Origin of the sequence: Micromonospora sp. NPDC049836 (assembly GCF_044465125.1) — a bacterium.
In the GTDB taxonomy this organism is placed as follows: domain Bacteria; phylum Actinomycetota; class Actinomycetes; order Mycobacteriales; family Micromonosporaceae; genus Micromonospora.
Window position 1 is genome coordinate 275060 of sequence record NZ_JBITLH010000008.1, and the last position, 14529, is coordinate 289588.

Below are 14529 nucleotides of genomic sequence, written 5' to 3' on the forward strand. Positions count from 1 at the left end.
CGTGGCCGAGAACGACTGCACGCTGTGCCCCGAGCTGCTGACGCGGCTCGGGGCCGCGGCCGGCGCCGCTCACGCCCTGGCCGCGTTCATCGAAGCCGAGATGGTCGAGCCGACGATGCCGTGGCGCGACCTGCTCCCGATCCTCGCTATCCGCGCTCGCAACCTCGCCGACCAGGCGCAGGGGAGGTACTGACCATGACCACGCTTCCGATGGAGTACGACGACGAGCGGCACGTCATCGAGGCCGCCAAGGTGGGCGGCCCGGTCGACGCCCCGGACCGGCGGACCACGTTCGCCGACGTGGTGAGCCGCACCGACGCGCGCCGGCCGATCGTGCCGGCTGTGCTGCGCAACCCCGAGGGTCGGCGGGCGCTGGTCCGCTGGTCGGCCGGCTACGGCGGGCACACCGCCCTCTACCACCTGACCCGCTCGCCGAAGTACGCCGCCAAGGTCGCGCTGTACGCGCCTCGAGGTGCCGCCCGCGCGGCCGGGTCGGTGATGTGGTGGGCGGTCGGTGGCCGGGAGAACTTCCAGCTGCGGCAGGAAGCGGCCAGCAAGAACGACCCGCACACCTGGCAGCAGCTCGACCGCCGGCGGGAGAAGGCGTCGGCGGCCCGGTGGTGGGTGGTCGGCGGGGGCCTGGTGCTGCTGCTGGCCGGCGTCGTCGCCGCCGAGCTGGCCGGGATGCCGCCGGTCGGATGGTGGGCCGCCGTCGTCGGCCTGGTCCTGGTCGCCGCCCACTACGGGCGCCCGGCTGACCGGCCGATCGTTGACCGGGTGGTGACCCGGGCGGCGTTCACCAAGCTGACCGCCGAGATGGTCCGTAACGCCGTGGTGGCGCTCGGGATCGGCGTGAAGGACCCCGGGCAGCTCACGTTCCCGCCGCCCGGCATCCACAAGCAGGGACCGGGCTGGATGGCCCGCTTCGACCTGCCCGGGGCGGTCGTCGCAACGGCCCTGTTGGAGAAGCGCGACAACCTCGCCGGGGCGCTGCGGCTGCCGGTCGACCAGGTGTGGCCGGAGGTCGGCCCGGACCACCCGGGCCAGGTCGACCTGTGGGTGGGTTTCCAGCCGTCGTCCAAGATGGGGCAGCCGCGGTGGCAGCTGGCGGCCAGCAACGCGCGCACGAGCATCTTCGAGCCGCAGCCGTTCGGCACCGACGCCCGCCAGCGGCCGGTCACCGTCACCCTGTTTGAGTCGAACGCGCTGATCGGTGGTCAGCCGGGCTCGGGCAAGTCGTACGCCGCCCGGACGCTCGCCACGATCGCCGCGCTCGACCCGACGTGTGAGCTCAAGGTGGCCGAGTTCAAGGGCACCGGCGACTTCCTCGACATGGCCGAGCTGTGCAGCACGTACGCGTGCGGCGTCGACGATGAGGCCCTGCAGACCGGGCGGGACATCCTCACGTGGGCGCTCGCGGAGTGCGAGCGGCGCGGCGCCCGGATCAAGCGGGCCAGGGAGCGCGGTGACGCCCCGCTCGGGAAGGTGACGCCCGAGCTGGCCGCCAAGCGCGGTTCCGGGCTGCACCCGGTGTTCATCCTGCTCGACGAGGTGCACGAACTGTTCCTCGCCTACCCGGACGCCGCCGACGCCGCCGAGCGGGTCGCCAAGCGCGGCCGGGCGCTGGGCATCATCCTCGTGCTGGCAACGCAGATCGCCGACCGGGACAGCGTGCCGCCGAACATCACCCGGTGCGTGACGATCCGCTGGTGCCTGTCCGTCGGCGGCCAGGTCGAGAACGACATGATCCTCGGCACCGGGGCGTACAAGCGCGGGCTGACCGCCACCGTCTACCGGCCGAAGGTCGACGCCGGGTGGGGCGTGCTGACCGGGTTGGAGAAGCCCGGCTCGGTGCGGTCGTTCTTCCCCGACCCGAAGACAGCCGCGGCGATCCTCGCCCGTGCCGCCCAGCTACGCGGGCAGACCATCATCGGCGAGGACGTCGAGCGGGTCGAGGCCCGGGACATGCTCGCCGACGCCCGGACCGTGCTGCGGCCCGGTGAGGCCGGCGTCCCGTGGGCGGTGCTCGCCGAACGGCTGGCCGAGCAGTGGCCGGAGATGTACGCCGGGATCACCGCCGACATGGTGCGGGAGTCCCTGGCCCGGTACGGCGTCGACTCGCAGGACGTGAAGGTCGGCCGGAAGAACATCAAGGGCGCCCGCCGGTCGGCGCTCGACGCCGCCCAGCAGCGGCGCGAGATCGAAGCCGAGTAGGTCGCATGGCCGGTCGCGGCACGCACCCCGGTCGCGGAAGTGCGACCACCGCCGCGACCGGCCGCGACCAGCACAGACGCCCGATGGTCGCGTGGTCGCGGCACCCGCGACCGGCCACCGAAAACCGCCCCCAGGAGGTAACCGTGAGAGGCACCCTCACCGCGACCGGCATCATCCTCGCCGCGCTGCTCTGGTACGCCGGCTCGTGCATCATCCGGCCGTTCCGTGACTGCTGGCTGTGCGACGGTCGCGGCCACCACCGCAGCAAGAGCCGGCGCAAGCTGTCCCGCCCGTGCCGCTGGTGCTCGGCCACCGGCAAGCGGCTACGGCTCGGCCGGCGAGCGTGGAACCGGGCCAGGCGAGTGCAGCGCCAAGCCTGACCAGACACAGCGAACGGCCCGCCAGGATCGCGCCTGGCGGGCCGTTCTGCGTGTCTACGGGGCGTACCGCCCCTGGTGGAAAAAAGCCCGGAGAGGGATCTGTTGTAAGGCTGGGAGTAACGAGGGGGCCGGGGCGGGGAGTCGTCCCCCTGGGTCACTGCGGCCGGGCGAGGCTGCCCGACCGGCGCAGGATCGGCCCGCCGTCGGTACGGTCGCCCTTCGTCCGATTGCACGCCCGGTGACTGGCAGCGGCGTTGCTGATGTGGTCTGCCCCGCCTCTGGCAAGCGGCACGATGTGGTCGAGCTCGAAGCTCATCGGGTCAGTGTGGGGCAGGTCGTAGTTGATCGGCTCCCCGCAGAGGTGGCACGGCGGGCGACCGCGGGCGATGGTCGCGCGCAGCCGTCTACTGATGGTGATGTTGCGACGTGGGGCCACTGATTGCCTCCTCCCGTTCGGGTGGCGCCTGCGGCGTGGGGCTCTGTGTGTGTCAGCGATGTAAGGCTGGGAGTGCGGCCAGCGGGGACCGCCCCCTGGGTCCGTCAGGCCGCTACGCCCTGCGAGCGCCGGTACGCGTTGGTGAACTCGTTGGCGTGGTCCCTGGCGCGCTGCTCGCGGGCTTCGGCCAGCTGGTCGGCCCGTTCGCGGGCGGTCTGCCGGGTGGCGAGGTCGATGGTCTGCCCGTTGCGGACGAGCGTCCACGCGTCGGCCTTGTGGCCGAGCCGCTCGAACGTGTCTAGGTCGACGTTGGCGAGCCTCACCGTGGGCTGTGCGCTGGCGCGCTGGGTGAGCTCGGCGAGCGTCTGCCAGCCCATGCTGATGACGTCGATCTTCTGGGCTGCGGCTTTGACGTCGGCCCACGCTCGGGCGGCGTCGGGGCCGAGCTGGAGCACTGCGTTGGCGTCGGCCAGGTCAGCGTCGCCGAGGATGCCGTGAGCGTCGGTGAGGATCTGGCCGAGCCTGTCGCATGCGGTCTTGAGCGTGTCGATGATGTCGTCGAAGTGGTCTCGGAGCAGGTCGAAGATGTGCAACTCGCAGGCGTCGGCGAGGGCGTTGGCGATGCCGCTTTGCATGCCGACGTCGAGTCCGCGGGCGGTGACGGTGCGGCGCACCTGCTCGTCGTCGAGGGGGTCGCGGCCGGCGCGGATGGCGTCGAGGACGGCGCGGGCGAGGTCGACGACGGTGGGCCGTGGGATCTGGCCGCCGGTGGCGCGGACCTGCTTGAGTTCGGCGAACGCTTGGGCGACGGGTTCGGGGTAGGTGCCGCCGGCGGTGGTCATGGCGCGGTTGATGAGGTGGAACTGCGGAGTGAATTGCATGGCGGTGTGCCTCCTGTGTGTGGGCGATCAGTTGTCGGTGGTGGGTTGTTGGGCGAGCAGGCGGCGGTAGGCCTGCTCCGCTCGCTGGTGCCGGCGGGTGAGGTAGTCCAGGGCGAACTTGTCGCGCCGGTGGTAGGCGACGGTCATGGACCGTTCGAGGCGGCGTAGCTCGCGCTGCGCGCCGCCGACGTGGCGGACCCGGTGGGGGAAGTCGTAGCGGAGGGGCCTCATCGCTCTCCTGTCGGTTTCGGTGGTGCCCGTACCCCTCGGCAGGGCGAGATCTTGGCTCTCCGTGGCTGTCAGCGGGCCGGTGCTGGTCATGCCGGCTCCCCGGGGCGCATGGCGCGGCAGGCGAGGCAGTCGGGGTGCTCGGGCCGGTTGGCACCGATCCACCAGCGGTGAGGCGTGCCGGGCTCCGAAGGGAGCACCGAAGGGAGCGAAGGGAGCATGGTTTCGGGGGGTGCGCTCTTCGCTCCCTTCGTGCTCCCTTCGCTGCTCTCTTCGTCGGTGAAGCGCCACATCCACCCGGCGTCGAAGCCGCCCTTTTCGGCCTTCACGCCGGCGCGCTTCTTGGCCCGCTTGAGGGTGTCCCGGGTGAAGCCAGCCTTCTCGCCAGCCTTGTAGACCGCCAAGGCCTCGGCCTCGCCGTCGTTGTCGAGCAGGTACGCCCGCAGCCAGGCGGCGGCGTCGTTGCGGTCGGCCCGGTCGTCGGCGGACTCGTGGGAAGCGGCGAGCAGGTCGGCGGCGGTGTAGCCGACCGGCCCGTCGTGCCACTCGACCCGGGCGCAGCCATGCTCGGGGCTGTCGACCAGGTGATAGGCGAGGCTCTGCGGGATGGCGGTGATGTTGGCCTTGGTGCACGCGACGATGACGCGGTGTTCGTCCTCGGGGTCGCGGGCGAAGGTGAAGCCGAGCCGGGCGGCGCCGATGATGCCGATGGACCCGCCGCCCCGGTACAGCGCGTTGTTGCCGCCGCCCTTGTTGTTGTGCCGGATGAGCTTGATGGCGGCCCCGGTGTCCTCGCCCATCTTCGCCAGCGGGGCGAGAGCGCGTCGCACGTCCTGGTCCCGGTGCGAGTTGACGTCGCCGCCGAGATAGGCCATGAGCGGGTCGATGATGACCAGCGCGGCGCGTACCTGGTGGATGGCCGCGCGGATCGTTGGAATATCGCCGGGGAGAGATGGCATCCGCTCGTACAGCTCACCCGTCTCCGGGTCGCAGGTGGTGATGCCGGTCAGTGCCACCACCCGCTCGAGGTCGGCCCCGGCGGCTTCCAGCCGGGGGCGGATGGTGTCGCCGAGCCCGTCCTCAGCGGAGAGCAGCACCACGCCAGCCGGGGTGCATCCCGGCTGACCGTCCGGCCACGGCTTCCCGGTGGTGATCCGGGCGGCGAGGTCGGCCGTGGCGGTGCTCTTGCCGAGCCCCGGGTCGCCGTCGATGACGTGCAGCTTGCCCCGGGCGATGTAGCCCGGCCACAGCCAGTCGATGCGCTCACGCTTGACTGTGGACAGCCGGACCAGTTTGGCCCGGGTAGTGCTGCTCTCGTCGACAAATCCGGCCGCGATGGCGGCGTCGACCACCTGGTCGTCGGTCATGCCGGCGTCTCCTTCCGGGCGATGCCCACGCCGGCGACGAGCCAGCGGATGACCTTCCGGGGCTCCATCGGGCGCACGCCCAGGGCCTCAGTGATCTCGCTGGCTATCGCTCGCTCGGCGGCGGCGTAGCCGGCCGCGTAGCCCTCGGCGTACTGCCACCGGCCCTCGTAGTCGGCCTGTTCGTGCCAGCCGGGCGGAAGGTGCGTAGCATGGCTACTGGTCTGCCCGACCTGCTCGACGCCCGTCCCGTTCGCCGCGGGGCGGGCGTTCGCTTCGGTGGTCACGCGACCTTCGCCCCCGACTGCTGCCCGGCGAGCTGGGTCACGTAGGCGTCGAGCGCGGCCCGGGGGACACGCCGGCTGCGGCCGATCTTCACCGAGTTGACCTGTCCGGAGCCGATCAGGGCGAACATCTGCGTTCGGCCGATCCGCAGCTGCTGCGCGGCTTCCTCCACCGTCAGCATCAGGGCGTTTGTGGGCCGATCCACGGCATACCTCCGGGGGTTTTCGCATCCTGACCGATCAGGATGCGAGCAATTCGCGGTCAGAGGTATGAGTAGCACGCCGTGATCGTGCGCGCAAGTTCCGCACCACTCGCGGAAGTTCGCCGAGTGTTGCGCGGTTAACCGATCACCGTGCATGATGGCGCGGTGACTCTCACTGACGACGAACACCGACGCCGCCAGCTGGCGCAGTCTGTGCAGGCCGATGGTTGGTTCGCCCTTACCACCGACGTAGCCGACTGCCTGGCGCTGGCCAGGGCCGAGGAAGATCCGCGCGGCCGGAAGCAGATCACTGCGTTGATGCTGGTCGGCGACCCGATCGACTCGACGACGCTCAAGCGGTTCCCCATCGGCTCAATCACCACGACCGTCAACATGGTCCCGCCGGCAGGAATCGATCCGGACGTGATGGGGCCGCTCGCCGCCGCTGCCCGTGAGGCGCTGGCCAGCGCCTCAGCCGAGACGGCGGAAGCTGCCCCGTCCGGCCGTCCCCGGCTGACAAGGCCGGACGGGACAGACCCGGACGGGTTCTACCGCTCAGTGGCCGCCGCGTACCGGGAAGCTGTCGCGCAGAGCCGCGCAGTCGCGCCCGCCCTCGCCGACGAGGCCGGCGTACCCATCCCAACCGTGCACCGGTGGATCGGCGAGGCGCGGCGGCGGGGCTTCCTGCCGCCAGCACGGAAGGGGCGAGCGGGGTGACCAGCGGGCGGAAGGCGAACGGGCGTAGCTCCATCTTCAAGGGCTCGGATGGCCGCTGGCACGGCTACGTGACGATGGGCGTCAAGGACAACGGACGCACCGACCGGCGGCACGTCCAGGCCGGCACCGAGAAAGCCGTCACCGCCAAGGTGCGCGAGCTGGAACGCAAGCGCGACGCGGGCGACGTGACCAGCGCCGGGAAGCCGCCGACCGTGGGGGAGTGGCTGACGTACTGGCTCGACAACGTGGCCGAACGGAAGGTGCGACCGTCCACGTTGCAGGGCTACCGCTCCAAGGTGGCCAGGCACCTAATCCCCGGGCTCGGTGAGCACCGGCTCGACCGGCTACAGCCGGAGCACGTCGAGCGGTTCTACGGCACCTTGGAGGCGGCCGGCATGGCGCCGGCGACAGTGCTGCAGCTGCACCGGATCCTGTCCCGGTCGCTGAAGGTGGCGCACCAGCGCGGCCGGGTGGCCCGCAACGTGTGCGCCCTGGTCGACTCGCCGAGCGTGAGCCGGGCAGAGGTCCAACCGCTCACCGCGGCTGACGCCCGCGCGCTGCTCGCCGCTGCGGCTGACCGGCGCAACGGTGCCCGCTGGTCGGTCGCGCTGGCGCTCGGACTGCGGCAGGGTGAAGCGCTCGGGCTGCGGTGGCAGTACGTCGACCTGGCCGCCGGCGTGCTGCGGGTCCGGTGGCAACTGCAACGGCTCACCGGGCGCGGGCTGGTGTTCGTCGAGCCCAAGTCACGCGCCAGCCGGCGCACCGTCGCCGTGCCGCCCCAGCTGGTCGACGCGCTCGGGAAGCACCGAGCGGCGCAGGATGCCGAGCGGCAGCTTGCCGGCGAGCTGTGGGAGGAACACGACCTGGTGTTCACGCAGCCGAACGGGAAGCCGATCGACCCCCGGGCGGACTGGGCACAGTGGAAGCAGCTTTGCCGGGATGCCGGGGTGCGGGAAGCCCGGTTGCACGACGCCCGGCACACGGCGGCGAGCATCCTGCTCGCGCAGGGCGTGCCGGCCCGGGTGGTGATGGAACTGCTCGGGCACAGTCAGATCGGGCTCACGCTGGGTACGTACTCGCACGTCGCGCCGGAGCTTTCGCGGGCTGCGGCCGAGGGCATCGGCGGCGCGCTGTGGGACTAAATTGCAACGGGAACTGCAACGGACCTTCCCGAACGAACGTCGATGGGTTACCATCGTCGCAGGTGAATAGCGGTGCGCCCGGCAGGATTCGAACCTGCGGCCTTGGGATTAGAAGTCCCCTGCTCTATCCGCTGAGCTACGGGCGCGCGGCGACGCAGTCGCGCCAAGAGGGTACCGCCGAGCTGTGGTCCACCGGCGGAACGGGTGGTCGCGGCCACGTCTCGATCAGCGTGCCAGGTGCGCCCGGGCCGGCGCATCCGGGATACCCGGGTCCCGGGGCGCGGCGGTGGTTCCCGTCCGTACCCTCGGCGTCGTGCTGCTCGATCAGGAAACCGAGAACGAGATCGTCTACGAGCTGTGCCAGCTGCTGGGGCGGGCCATCCTGCCGCTCGGCGGGTACGACCGGCCGGGCGGGACCGGCGAGACCATGGGCACCGCCTTCTTCTACACCGAGATGGTCGGCGCGACCGACGACGGGGAGGTGGTGCACGAGTGGTTGTTGACCGCGGACGTGACCACCCGGCCGGCGTACGGCGAGATCGGGCTGCGGCCGAGTGTGACCGAGCCGGCCGACGCGGCGGCGGAGCCGATCGTCCTGCCGCGCTTCGCCGATCACTGGCTGCACCTGCCCCAGATCGGGGTGGCCGCGATGCCCACCGGCGGGCTGCACGGCCACGCCGAGGACCAGGGCTGGCGCTGGCGTACCCAGCAGGTGAGCGACGCGGTGGCCGCGCGGGCCGACGCGGTGGGCCGGGTCGGCGCCGCGCCCGGGTCGGCGTTCGTGCTGGCCCTCGGCGTCGGCGAGGACGGGTCGCGGCCGCTGGAGGCGGTGATCGAGCGGGTGGTCCGGGACGGCGACGGGCTGCGGGTCGACACGGAGCTGCCCGCCGGGTACGTGGGCGCACCGGTGTTCGGCGTCGAGGCGGGCCCCGACGGGGAGCTCGCGCTGCACTGCCTCGGCCTGCTGCTGCCGGCCGTGCCGGGCGGTCACCCGGTGGCGACGTTCGACCGGATCCGGTCCGCCCTCGCCGAGGCGACCGCCGACGTCGGTTGACCGGTCCGGTTCAGCCGTCGGTGGCCGCGCCGGCCCGGTCGTCGGCCGGCCGCCGCGCCGCCGGCGGGCCGTCCGGTGCGGCACCGGTCGGCCCCGCGCCGAGGAAGCCCTCCGCCCACCGTCCGACCTCCGCGAAGACCTTCTCGCGTACGGCGGGGCCGGAGAGCGTGAGGTCGTGCAGCCCGCCGTCGAAACGGGCCACGGTGACGTGCCGGCCCAGCCGGGGCGCCCAGCGGACCATGTGCTCCACGTCGAGCACGGCGTCGGCGAGGGTCGCCGACTCGTGCCAGCGGGTGCCCCGGTAGCTGCGGGTGGAGCAGGCGAGCAGCACCGGCACCGGGATGTCCAGGCCGGCCCGGAGCTGGCGCTGACCGGAGCGGATCGCGTTGATCCAGCCGGCCCGCACCGGGAACCCGGCGAGCGGTTTCCAGGCCAGGTCGTACCGCCACTCGCCGCGGTGGTCGGCGTGCAGGCTCTCGCCGTACACGGTGCCCAGCCCGAAGGGGAGGATGCGGTGCGGCGCCCGGCGGCCCAGCCGGGAGACGGCGGCCGCGAGGGGTCGACGGACCAGCCAGGGGGCGTTGATGTCGAAGAAGGGGCTGTTCAGCACGATCCCGTCGACCAGGCCGTCGGCGCGGCGGGCGTGCGCCCAGAGCGAGACGATCAGGCCGCCGGTGGAGTGGCCCATGGCGAGCAGGGTGTCGTGCCCGTCCTCGGTGCGGACGATCTGGGCGGCGGCGTCCAGTTCCGGGAAGTAGTCGCTGAGGTCGCGGCAGAAGTTCGGGGTCTGGTGCGGCAGCAGGCTGCGGCCGTACTTGCGCAGGTCGAGTGCGTAGAAGTCCCAGCCGCGCTCGGCGAAGAAGTCGGCGACGTGGGTCTGGAAGAAGTAGTCGACGAAGCCGTGCACGTAGAGCACGGCCCGGCCGGTCGGGCGCGCGGCCCGGCGACGGACCAGGGTGGCGACCACCGGTCCCTCGTCGTCGCTGCCCAGGTCGATCGTGTGCCGCTCGTACGGCGGTCCCAGCACGTCCGGTTCCACGACCGCGACGGTACGCCGCCCCGCTACCGGGCGGTAGCCCCGCCAGCGCCGTCCTTCACCGGTTGCGGCAGGTCGGGGTGTCCCGAAGCGCGGATACCCCGACCTGCCGCATCACGGGTGGATCACCACCGGCGACCGGGCCGGACCGTCGGCGCGGTCGGGCGGCCAGGCGGTCAGGCGGCCAAGCGGTCGGGCGGTCAGGCGGTCTCGGCGTCGAGCCGGTCCGGGTCGGCGTCGCGGTCCGTCACCTGGCCGGTGTCGGGCTCGGGCAGCTCCCGGATGTGCTTGTTGTGACGCGGCTCCTGTCGGGTCTTCGCGTCGTTGAGCCGGCGCCGCAGGTCGTCCCGGACGTCGTTGAGGGCGGCGTGCAGGTCCTCCTCGCCGGAGGTGGTGACGATCTTCTGCCGGCCGGCGATCCAGCACTCCAGGGTGACCTTCTGTCCCTTGGCGTCCCGGTCCTTGACCGACACCTCCAGCTCGGTGGCGTCGGCGTGGAAGCCCGCGAGCCGGGCGTCGAGGGTGGCGAACCGCTCCGCGATCCAGTTCCGGTCGCCCTGGGAGAACCCGGCGCCGACCCGCAGGCACTCGGCCACGGTCGCGGGGTTCGTCACGGCGCTCATCGCCGAACCTCGCTGACGTCTCGGAGATGCATCGGCACTCCCTTTCTCTCGGTTGATCAACTCCATACCCAGTCGGGACCCGTCCGGAACCGCCCTGTGGCGCCGGTCGCCCGATCGGGTCACGCCGCAGGTCGGCCCGGGCCTCGACGGCGCTCTGTCGGCCTGGGCCGCGACGGCGCCCTAGCAGCCGGGGCCATGATCAGGCAGTTGTCCACAGGCCGGTTGGTTGTCCACAGCCGGCGGCGGCGCGGCTGGTGCGCGGGCACGTCGCGGGTCGAGGCTCGGCCGGACAAGCGAGTGTCCCTGGGAGGGCCGATGTTCGATACGTACGTCACCATCGTCGGCAACGTGCTGACCGCGCCCGAGTGGCGCCGTACCACGCAGAGCAACACCCTGGTCGCCAACTTCAAGGTCGCCTCCACGGCCCGCCGGCTGGACCGGGACTCCGGGCGCTGGGTCGACGGCAACAGCCTGCGCGTACGGGTCAACTGCTGGCGGAAGCTGGCCGAGGGGGTGGCCGCCTCGGTGGCGGTCGGCGACCCGGTGGTCGTCGCCGGCCGCCTCTACACCCGTGACTGGACCGACGACGCCGGCAACCACCGCACCCTCTACGAGTTGGAGGCGGTCGCGGTCGGGCACGACCTGTCCCGCGGCCGGGGCCGCTTCGTGCGCAACCGGCCGAGCCTGGCGACCAGCGCCGTCGAGGACGCCGAGGCGGAACGGCGGGTGCACGGTGAGGCGACCGAGCCGGTCCCGGTCACCCGGGCGCCCAGTTCGTTCGACGACCGGCCGATCGACGACGAGTTCGACCCGCTGGAGCTGGGCGGCCCGGCTACCGGCCCGGCGATCCACGACGGCCTGGACGAGCCCTCGTCGGGTGCCTTCGGCGAACCGGCCGACCCCTTCGACGAGCTGACCGCCGACCGCGGCGACGGCCTCGTCGGGGGTCCCGGCGGCGACGGCGACGGCGACGACGACGACGGGGACGACAGCGACGACGGCGACAGTGTCGACGACGCGGCCGGGGTGGGCGACGACGAGGCGGCCGAGCCCGGCGGGTCGGTTCCCGCCGACGGCGTCACCCGCACGGGTCGGGGCCGGCGCGGCGGCCGCCGGGCGGCGGTGCCGGCCTGAGCCGGTGGATCCTGTTGCCGTGAGCGGGGTGGCGACGAGCCCGACGTGGCCACCCCGCCGTACGACTAGGCTGGCCGGCCGGAGGTGATGCGGGTGCGGCAGGCGGACGCCATGGCGAACGCGGCGGGGCTGGTGGCGGGGTACGCCCTGGACTCGCTGCTCGGCGATCCCCGCCGCTGGCACCCGGTGGCCGGCTTCGGCCGGACCGCCGGCGCGCTGGAGCGGCGGGTCTACCGGCCCGACCGGACCGCCGGGGCCGGGTTCACCGCGCTCGCGGTGGGTGGCCCGGTCCTGCTCGGCGTCGCCGCGACCCTGGCCACCCGGCGGCGGCCGCTGGCCCGCGCGGCGCTGGTGGCCGCCGGGACCTGGAGCGTGCTGGGCGGCCGCACCCTGCGCCACGAGTCGCGGCTGATGGCGCGGGCGCTGCGCCGGGGTGACCTGCCCGCCGCCCGGGGCCGGCTCAACCACCTCTGCGGCCGGGACCCGTCGACGCTGGACGAGCCGGAGTTGGCCCGGGCCACCGTCGAGTCGGTCGCGGAGAACACCTCCGACGCGGTGGTCGCCCCGCTGCTCTGGGGTGCGGTCGCCGGGCTGCCCGGGCTGCTCGGCTACCGCGCGGCGAACACGCTCGACGCGATGGTGGGGCACCGCTCACCCCGGTACGCCCGCTTCGGCACCCCGGCGGCCCGGCTGGACGACCTGCTCAACCTGGCCCCGGCCCGGCTCACCGGGCTGCTGACCATCGCCGTCGCGCCGGTCGCGCACGGGGACCGCCGGGCCGCCCTGCACGTGTGGCGGCGGGATCGCAACGACCACCCGAGTCCCAATGCGGGCCAGTGCGAGGCGGCGATGGCCGGGGCGCTCGGCGTCCGGCTCGGCGGGCGCAACGTCTACTTCGGCCGGGCCGAGACCCGACCCTTCCTCGGCGACGGCCCCCGTCCCGAGGCCCGGCACCTGACCCGCGCCGCCCGGATCTCCGGCGCCGTCGGCCTGGCCGCGCTCGGTCTCGCCGCGGCGTATCCGGTGACCGTGGGCCGCCTGGCCGGCGTGGCCGGCCGCGCCGCGCTGCGCGGCCTGCGCCGGCACCGGCCCGGCGCCGCGGCGCACCCGAGCCTTTCGGTGCGCCGCGCGGCGGAAGGTCACCCCGACCCGGACCAGCGCGGCGGGGCGGGCCGCCGGAGCGCGGACCACCGCCGGGGCGCGCTGCCCCGGCCCGGTCCGGCCCCGGCGACGGCACCCGGGCGACCGGGCCGATGAGCGGCGGGCTGCTGGTCGCCGGCACCACCTCCGACGCCGGCAAGAGCGTGCTCACCGCCGGCATCTGCCGGTGGCTGCACCGCCGTGGGGTGCGGGTGGCGCCGTTCAAGGCGCAGAACATGTCCAACAACTCGGCGGTCGTGGTCGGGCCGGACGGCCGGGGCGGCGAGCTGGGCCGGGCCCAGGCCATGCAGGCCGCGGCCTGCGGGCTCACCCCCGACCTGCGCTTCAACCCGGTGCTGCTCAAGCCGGGCAGTGACCACGCCAGCCAGGTGGTGCTGCTCGGCGCGGCGGTCGACACGGTCACCGCGGGCAACTTCCGCGAGCTGCGTCCCCGGCTGGCCGAGACGGCCTACGCGGCCCTGGCCGAGCTGCGCGCGGCGTACGAGGTGGTGATCTGCGAGGGCGCCGGCAGCCCCGCCGAGATCAACCTGCGGGGCGGCGACTACGTGAACATGGGCCTGGCCCGGCACGCCGGCCTGCCCACGATCGTGGTGGGTGACATCGACCGGGGCGGCGTGTTCGCCTCGATGTTCGGCACGGTGGCCCTGCTCGACGCGGCCGACCAGGCCCTCGTCGCCGGCTTCGTGATCAACAAGTTCCGCGGCGACCGTGGGCTGCTCCAGCCGGGGCTGGACATGCTGCACCGGGTCACCGGACGCCCCGCCTACGGGGTGCTGCCCTGGGAGCTGGACCTCTGGCTGGACGCCGAGGACTCGCTCGCCTACGGGCGGGTGCTGGGCCGGCCGGCCGCGCCACGCGGCACCGACTGGCTCGACGTGGCGGTGGTCCGGCTGCCCCGGATCAGCAACGCCACCGATGTGGAGGCCCTCGCGACCGAGCCCGGTGTCCGGGTCCGGCTGACCGTCGAGCCCGCCGAACTGGCCGCCGCCGACCTGGTGGTGCTGCCCGGGTCCAAGTCGACCGTGGCCGACCTGGCCTGGCTGCGGGAGACCGGGCTGGCCGACGCCGTGACCGCGCACGCCGCCGCCGGCCGGCCCCTGCTGGGCATCTGCGGCGGGTTCCAGATGCTGGCCCGGGCGATCCACGATCCGGTGGAGAGCCGGCGGGGCAGCGTGCCCGGGCTCGGCCTGCTGCCCATCGAGATCACCTTCGACCCGCGCAAGACCGTCCGCCGGGCCAGCGGCACCGCCGACGGGTACGTCCCGGTGCACGGCTACGAGATCCACCACGGGTACGTCTCGGCGGCCGACCCGGCCCTGCCGCCGCTGCTGCGCCACGCCGACGGCACCGGGGAGGGCGCCCGGCTCGGCGCCGTGCACGGCACCCACTGGCACGGCGCGTTCGAGTCCGACGAGTTCCGCCGCCGGTTCCTCACCGAGGTGGCCCGGCTCGCCGGGCGTACCGGCTTCAAGGTCGCGCCCGACACCGAGTTCGCCGCCGCCCGCGAGCGCACCCTGGACCTGCTCGGCGACCTGGTCGAGGAGCATCTCGACACCGACGCGCTGTGGCGGCTGATCGAGGCCGGCCCGCCGCCGGGCCTGCCGTTCATCCCGCCCGGCGCACCCCACTAGTTCGCGGCAGCGAGGCGTGCTCCGGTCCGCGCGGCCCCACC

The 14529-nt window shown here is 73.5% G+C and carries 16 protein-coding genes, 1 tRNA gene and 1 pseudogene; 9 read left to right on the forward strand and 9 right to left on the reverse strand.

Annotated features, from left to right (window positions below):
- Nucleotide 1 precedes the first annotated feature (1 nt).
- The 3 genes from ACIBPB_RS22640 (at nucleotide 2) to ACIBPB_RS22650 (ending at nucleotide 2594) form a co-directional block, all read left to right on the forward strand.
- Nucleotides 2-193, forward strand: coding sequence for a hypothetical protein (locus ACIBPB_RS22640; RefSeq protein WP_396841477.1), 192 nt, complete (start codon nucleotides 2-4; stop codon nucleotides 191-193).
- Nucleotides 194-195: 2 nt separating this feature from the next.
- Nucleotides 196-2214: an FtsK/SpoIIIE domain-containing protein gene (locus ACIBPB_RS22645; protein WP_396841478.1), complete on the forward strand. Its 2019-nt coding sequence runs from the start codon at nucleotides 196-198 to the stop codon at nucleotides 2212-2214.
- 143 nt (nucleotides 2215-2357) lie between these two features.
- A complete protein-coding gene (locus ACIBPB_RS22650; RefSeq protein ID WP_396841479.1) occupies nucleotides 2358-2594 on the forward strand; it encodes a hypothetical protein in 237 nt (78 codons plus the stop codon).
- 154 nt (nucleotides 2595-2748) lie between these two features.
- On the opposite strand, the gene ACIBPB_RS22655 is transcribed toward ACIBPB_RS22650, so the two are convergent.
- The 6 genes from ACIBPB_RS22655 to ACIBPB_RS22680 form a co-directional block, all read right to left on the reverse strand.
- A complete protein-coding gene (locus ACIBPB_RS22655) occupies nucleotides 2749-3030 on the reverse strand; it encodes an HNH endonuclease (protein WP_396841480.1) in 282 nt (93 codons plus the stop codon).
- A gap of 104 nt (nucleotides 3031-3134) precedes the next feature.
- Entirely contained in the window at nucleotides 3135-3872 is a 738-nt protein-coding gene (locus tag ACIBPB_RS22660; RefSeq protein ID WP_396841481.1) for a hypothetical protein, read from the reverse strand.
- A gap of 66 nt (nucleotides 3873-3938) precedes the next feature.
- Nucleotides 3939-4142 carry a hypothetical protein gene (locus tag ACIBPB_RS22665; RefSeq protein ID WP_396841482.1) on the reverse strand — a complete coding sequence of 68 codons (204 nt, stop codon included), beginning with the start codon at nucleotides 4140-4142 and terminating at the stop codon, nucleotides 3939-3941.
- Nucleotides 4143-4228: 86 nt separating this feature from the next.
- Nucleotides 4229-5506: an AAA family ATPase gene (locus ACIBPB_RS22670; protein ID WP_396841483.1), complete on the reverse strand. Its 1278-nt coding sequence runs from the start codon at nucleotides 5504-5506 to the stop codon at nucleotides 4229-4231.
- Nucleotides 5503-5790, reverse strand: coding sequence for a hypothetical protein (locus tag ACIBPB_RS22675; protein WP_396841484.1), 288 nt, complete (start codon nucleotides 5788-5790; stop codon nucleotides 5503-5505). Before ACIBPB_RS22675 ends, ACIBPB_RS22670 begins: the two co-directional genes overlap by 4 nt.
- Nucleotides 5787-5993 carry an excisionase family DNA-binding protein gene (locus tag ACIBPB_RS22680; RefSeq protein ID WP_396841485.1) on the reverse strand — a complete coding sequence of 69 codons (207 nt, stop codon included), beginning with the start codon at nucleotides 5991-5993 and terminating at the stop codon, nucleotides 5787-5789. Before ACIBPB_RS22680 ends, ACIBPB_RS22675 begins: the two co-directional genes overlap by 4 nt.
- A 162-nt stretch (nucleotides 5994-6155) precedes the next feature.
- On the opposite strand from ACIBPB_RS22680, the gene ACIBPB_RS22685 reads away from it, so the two are divergent.
- Both ACIBPB_RS22685 and ACIBPB_RS22690 read left to right on the forward strand, forming a co-directional pair.
- Nucleotides 6156-6707, forward strand: coding sequence for a hypothetical protein (locus ACIBPB_RS22685; protein WP_396841486.1), 552 nt, complete (start codon nucleotides 6156-6158; stop codon nucleotides 6705-6707).
- Entirely contained in the window at nucleotides 6704-7849 is a 1146-nt protein-coding gene (locus ACIBPB_RS22690; protein WP_396841487.1) for a tyrosine-type recombinase/integrase, read from the forward strand. The genes ACIBPB_RS22685 and ACIBPB_RS22690 overlap by 4 nt, the downstream gene beginning before the upstream one ends.
- A gap of 73 nt (nucleotides 7850-7922) precedes the next feature.
- Here the strand turns inward: ACIBPB_RS22690 and ACIBPB_RS22695 are convergent.
- A tRNA-Arg gene (locus ACIBPB_RS22695) sits at nucleotides 7923-7995 on the reverse strand.
- 167 nt (nucleotides 7996-8162) lie between these two features.
- On the opposite strand from ACIBPB_RS22695, the gene ACIBPB_RS22700 reads away from it, so the two are divergent.
- Nucleotides 8163-8903, forward strand: coding sequence for a hypothetical protein (locus tag ACIBPB_RS22700; protein ID WP_396841488.1), 741 nt, complete (start codon nucleotides 8163-8165; stop codon nucleotides 8901-8903).
- Between the two features lie 10 nt (nucleotides 8904-8913).
- Here ACIBPB_RS22700 and ACIBPB_RS22705 read toward each other — a convergent pair whose 3' ends face one another.
- Together ACIBPB_RS22705 and ACIBPB_RS22710 are read right to left on the reverse strand one after the other, a co-directional pair.
- On the reverse strand, nucleotides 8914-9942 hold the full coding sequence (locus ACIBPB_RS22705) for an alpha/beta hydrolase (protein WP_396841489.1): 1029 nt from the start codon (nucleotides 9940-9942) through the stop codon (nucleotides 8914-8916).
- 197 nt (nucleotides 9943-10139) lie between these two features.
- Nucleotides 10140-10562, reverse strand: a complete 423-nt coding sequence (locus ACIBPB_RS22710; RefSeq protein WP_396841490.1) for an HPF/RaiA family ribosome-associated protein — start codon at nucleotides 10560-10562, stop codon at nucleotides 10140-10142.
- Nucleotides 10563-10877: 315 nt separating this feature from the next.
- Here ACIBPB_RS22710 and ssb point away from each other — a divergent pair, with 315 nt between their 5' ends.
- From ssb to ACIBPB_RS22725, 3 genes and pseudogenes are all read left to right on the forward strand, one after another.
- Nucleotides 10878-11696, forward strand: coding sequence for a single-stranded DNA-binding protein (gene ssb / locus ACIBPB_RS22715; protein WP_396841491.1), 819 nt, complete (start codon nucleotides 10878-10880; stop codon nucleotides 11694-11696).
- Between the two features lie 111 nt (nucleotides 11697-11807).
- Nucleotides 11808-12776: pseudogene (locus ACIBPB_RS22720) on the forward strand (cobalamin biosynthesis protein); the annotation flags it as partial.
- Between the two features lie 173 nt (nucleotides 12777-12949).
- Nucleotides 12950-14488: a cobyric acid synthase gene (locus tag ACIBPB_RS22725; RefSeq protein ID WP_396841492.1), complete on the forward strand. Its 1539-nt coding sequence runs from the start codon at nucleotides 12950-12952 to the stop codon at nucleotides 14486-14488.
- The last annotated feature ends 41 nt before the right edge of the window (nucleotides 14489-14529 follow it).

Bases quoted from the DNA above. Each gene is read 5' to 3' on its own strand.
- ACIBPB_RS22660 (WP_396841481.1), bottom strand. From the start codon at position 3,872: ATGACCACCGCCGGCGGCACCTACCCCGAACCCGTCGCCCAAGCGTTC.
- ACIBPB_RS22710 (WP_396841490.1), bottom strand. From the start codon at position 10,562: ATGAGCGCCGTGACGAACCCCGCGACCGTGGCCGAGTGCCTGCGGGTC.
- ACIBPB_RS22670 (WP_396841483.1), bottom strand. From the start codon at position 5,506: ATGACCGACGACCAGGTGGTCGACGCCGCCATCGCGGCCGGATTTGTC.
- ACIBPB_RS22645 (WP_396841478.1), top strand. From the start codon at position 196: ATGACCACGCTTCCGATGGAGTACGACGACGAGCGGCACGTCATCGAG.
- ACIBPB_RS22725 (WP_396841492.1), top strand. From the start codon at position 12,950: ATGAGCGGCGGGCTGCTGGTCGCCGGCACCACCTCCGACGCCGGCAAG.
- ACIBPB_RS22665 (WP_396841482.1), bottom strand. From the start codon at position 4,142: ATGAGGCCCCTCCGCTACGACTTCCCCCACCGGGTCCGCCACGTCGGC.
- ssb (WP_396841491.1), top strand. From the start codon at position 10,878: ATGTTCGATACGTACGTCACCATCGTCGGCAACGTGCTGACCGCGCCC.